Here is a 4,038-nt window from a genome sequence, read left to right as displayed (position 1 = left end):
ATCAGCGCCCGGGGTTACTTCGGCGTCGTCGATGCGGGATTGGACTGCACATAGGGACCGGTCTGTATTCGACGAATGACGGTCGCGAAATCCTCTTCGAAGCTGATGAGGTGCTCCCGGCCAAATAGAATTGCCGATCCGGTACCCTGCCCGGGTTGGACCATCAGGATTTCATCGAGATTTACCAGGACCTCTCGCGTCGGCGGTCCGGGCCGTTTCAACACAATAAAAGTCGCCATTCTGGTCTCCCCATGGAAAAATGGATGATACAGCAGCACCGGAATTCTCGCGAGGACCGCGCAGATCGCGACCTATCGCAGGATCGCGCGGCCGCCTGATTTTCCGTTTGCCAATTTCAGTCCTCCGCCTGCAGGTCAACTTCCGCCGGCGTCGCGTCCACGGCCCGCGGGACCGCGGAGCGTGGCGCCAGGGCGGCTGGCTCCGTTTCGGTGTCGCCTGCGGCCGCGGGTGACCATGGCCGGTTGACGCCGTTTGGCCTGACCGCGTCCACGACAAATCCGCCCCTGGTCCGCCGAAGCGCCATCGCGCCCTGCCTTCGCAGACGTTCACGGTCGATGACGGTGGATCCACATCCCGGCGGCGTCTGCCTCGCGCTCACCAAGAGCGCGGCGCGATCGCAATCGTCGTCCATTGCGTCAGGCCGCAGCGTCAGCGCGACGAACCCGCCGTCAGCCATCTGCGCCACACAGCCCGCATCATCGCAGGAAACGCCGTCGGTGAGCGAGGCGTCGCCGGCTGGCCTCGCGTCGGCGTCGGCGGCCAGCCACTCCTTGATCAGAAAGGCATCCTTGGCGGTTTTCATCAGATGCAGCCGTCCGTCCCGGCCGCGGACGCCGACATTGTGGCCGTCGCCGGAAATCAGGATATCCGGCTGCGGCACCGCCAGCGCCCAGATCATGGAAAGCAGCAGCACCGCGGCGCCACACCAGCGCAGCGGCGTCCGCAATAACCCGAGCAGGATGATCCCCGCACTCGCCGCGATCAGCGGACCGGTTCCGAATGCCGCCATGCGGCCGATGGCGCCCGGAAGTGCTGCGACCCACTCCGTCACCACGATCATCCAGTCGATGCCAATGCCCATCAGCCACCAGAAGAAGCCGTCGAAGCCGAACGGCATCGCCGCCAGGCCGAGCATGCCCGCAGGCATCACCACCGCGGACACGACCGGCATCGCCGCCAGATTGGCGAGCACGCCATACGGCGTCACCCGGTGAAAGTGGAAGGCGGCATAGGGCGTCGTCGCCAGCCCCGCCACCAATGAGGCCAGCGCCAGCGTTACGATCTCCCGTCCGCCCCACAGCGCCACCTTTGCGGCGGCCGAATTATCCGGCGCGGCAAATAGGCGGGGCATCCCGATCTGCACCAGGGCCACCAGCCCGAGCGTGGCCGCAAACGACATCTGGAAGCTCGGATGCACCAACGCCTCCGGCGCCAGCACCAGCACGATCATAGCCGCCAACGCCAGCGTCCGGAACGTCACGGCGCGGCGGTCGACCATGACGGCGATCAGCACCACGGCCGTCATGTAAAACGAGCGTTGCGTGGCGACCTCGGCACCCGACAACAGCAGGTAGAAGGCAGCGGCGGCAAGCGCTGCGGCGGCCGCCCATTTCTTGATAGGAAAGGCGACGGTCAGCGCGGGAAATAGTGCCAGCAGCGCGCGGACGGCGAAGAACACGACGCCGGCGACAACCGCCATGTGATACCCCGACATGTGTCAACGAAAAACAATTACTAATAATATCAGTTAGATAGATGTATTTCGCTTCCCATAATTTACGCTTGGGAAGCGCCTGGATCACACATCCGGGGCTCCGGGCCATCTGCCAAGTTCGAGCACAAGCCGAAAATGCAGTTCTGATTGAACGATTCCGCCACCGCGCCGTCATTATATAACGGTGGGAGTGGGAACGTGGGTCAAAAAGTCGAAACCAAAGAAAGCCTCGATGAAAAGATCGCTCAGTGCCAGCGTCTGGCGCGGGGTACAACCGAAGTTCAAACCACCGAAGATCTGAAGAGGCTGCTTGCCAACCTGAAAGCCCAGTTGCGCAGTTTAGACCCCAAGTAAGGCCGCCTCGATTGGCGGCCTCTTTCATTAGATGGCCCCTTCCCGACTCTAGGAAGCCCGCTGGTGAGTCCGGGATTCGCGGGCACCGACACATCAGCCACCTGTGGAAAACGAGTCCTGAGGGTCACCCGGTAGCCTATTTTCAATTTGTTAGTGGCCTAATTTGATTTGCCGTTGGCAACCGTACATGGTCTTCACGTGCTGATTCGTGGTGGCGTTGCGTCCCTCTTTTGAAAATGAGGATACAATGCAAATCCCCCGCGCAACGCCGACCTGCACGCGCTTTCAAACCACCATTGAGATGCCGTGCATGACATGCGGCCACGATATGAGGTTGAGCCTCATAGAACCTAGCAGCCATTCGAACTTTGAGACGCTTACCTACAACTGCGCTGCATGTGGTTCTGACGAGAGATTTTTGAGGGCCGAATAGGCCGCCTCAGGGGGTGGCCTCTTTCATTAGATTGCCCCGGATTCGCTGGATCCCGATTGCGCGGCCACCGGTGCTCGCCAAGCACGGCCGCGCCCACGGGCTTTGGGGAGCTGCAGATGGGGCGGCCGTGCAGGCCGCGCGATCGCTCGAAAACGCGACCCGCTGGATCAATGAGGCTTTCGAGGAAGCGTTCCATGATATTCGTCAAGACTGAGGCGCGGATCTGAGCCCGCGCCTTCTTGGAAAGAATGATCCCCGATTGTGATCCAGTTCACATTTACTCGGCATGGCGCCTGTTATCATCCTAAGGCTGGGGATTTCAGGGCCAGTAACATGCGCCGCCGGGACACGACATTTCGAGCCCGACGGCGTAATTTTTTTGGCGGTCAGTTACCGCCTCAGGCGCCTTGCGTGCGAAGCGAGCCGTTGCCGGTTGCGCTTCCGGAACCGTCGCCGACGCTTCATATCCCGAATTCCTCGGCGTAATAGTGCGCCTTGAATTCGTTCAACATGTCTTCGAGCTTGCCCACTGCGAATATGAACAGGCCATTGTCTTTGTCGAATTGATCCATGGCGATCGTTCCCATGTTCACCAAATCGCAAACGTGCGATTCCATGTCGGAGTAGGCTTTCGCCCGCTTCGCAGCTATCGCGCTGTCGGCGGCTTTGGGCGTGGGCTTCTTGGGTGCGGCCTTTTTCTTTTTCACTGTTCGCGCTCCTGCAATATCTCGCGAACCGTGGCCCTGAGCTCCTGCTGATCCGCCTCCGGCATTGTCGCGGCCACCGTGGCGGGTTTTCCGACCGCGATCAGTTTCGGGCCGGTCTTGAAGATGTCGCCCTCACCCCCAATCAGCCATTTTAGGTTTACGCCGTACTTCTCGGAAAATTCGGCTACCCGCTGATGTTTGAGGTTCCAAACCGGCTTGATCTCTTCGTCGGAAAGGCCCCGTGATGCGGCAATTTCCCTGATGCGCTGCCGCATAACCTCCTTGAATTCGCGCGTTCGCGCCATTGCTTCGCTGTTGGACCGTCGCGCAGGATGGTCTTTTAGCCATTCCACGTCCGCGTCGATCGCCTGTTGCAGCCGACCGGGCTCTACCTTGGTAAAACGATGCTCGCCGCTGCGGAGTTGCGCCCGCTTCCAATTGATCGCGCCCATGTCCGGCGCCGGGGTAAGCATTTGTTGCACGAGCGCGTTGCGCCACGAATCAACAACGGCGGACCATCCCTCGCCGTAACCGCTGATTTTTGGATAGGAATTGGCGTCGGCGATGCTGCGGTCTTGCGCGATCGAAAGTGCGCTATGCCAACGCATCCGCGCTTTCCAATAGTCCGTCAAATTGTCTGCGTCCCACCATGTGTCGCGACGGCTAAGCCGTAGGCGCGAATTCTTGCAGGTCTCGGTGAACTTTTCCGGGGCTGTCGTCACTTCCAGCAATTTGGCCGCGCGTTTGGCAATGCGCGCGCGACGGTGGGAGGTTATCCCGTCCGCGTGTTCTTCCACGGCGGCGGTGGC

The 4,038-nt window shown here is 60.8% G+C and carries 4 protein-coding genes and 1 pseudogene; 1 reads left to right on the top strand and 4 read right to left on the bottom strand.

Annotation, left to right across the window (positions count from 1 at the left end; genetic code table 11):
• Positions 1–14: 14 nt before the first annotated feature.
• Both E8A46_RS29280 and E8A46_RS29275 read right to left on the bottom strand, forming a co-directional pair.
• Positions 15–239 (bottom strand): hypothetical protein, encoded by a 225-nt coding sequence (locus E8A46_RS29280; protein WP_291568595.1) that lies wholly within the window; start codon positions 237–239, stop codon positions 15–17.
• A gap of 116 nt (positions 240–355) precedes the next feature.
• Positions 356–1,732, bottom strand: a pseudogene (locus E8A46_RS29275) (ComEC/Rec2 family competence protein); the annotation flags it as partial.
• Between the two features lie 201 nt (positions 1,733–1,933).
• Between E8A46_RS29275 and E8A46_RS29270 the strand changes: the two are divergent.
• Entirely contained in the window at positions 1,934–2,089 is a 156-nt protein-coding gene (locus E8A46_RS29270; RefSeq protein ID WP_291568593.1) for a hypothetical protein, read from the top strand.
• 894 nt (positions 2,090–2,983) lie between these two features.
• On the opposite strand, the gene E8A46_RS29265 is transcribed toward E8A46_RS29270, so the two are convergent.
• Together E8A46_RS29265 and E8A46_RS29260 are read right to left on the bottom strand one after the other, a co-directional pair.
• A complete protein-coding gene (locus E8A46_RS29265) occupies positions 2,984–3,229 on the bottom strand; it encodes a hypothetical protein (protein ID WP_291568591.1) in 246 nt (81 codons plus the stop codon).
• A partial coding sequence (locus E8A46_RS29260; protein ID WP_291568589.1) for a hypothetical protein occupies positions 3,226–4,038 on the bottom strand: 813 nt, incomplete at its 5' end. The genes E8A46_RS29265 and E8A46_RS29260, both read right to left, overlap by 4 nt.

It is taken from the genome of Bradyrhizobium sp. (assembly GCF_004799445.1).
Taxonomy (GTDB): Bacteria; Pseudomonadota; Alphaproteobacteria; order Rhizobiales; family Xanthobacteraceae; genus Bradyrhizobium.
Note: the sequence above shows the minus strand (reverse complement) of the source record. Positions and strands in the feature narration are given on the sequence as shown.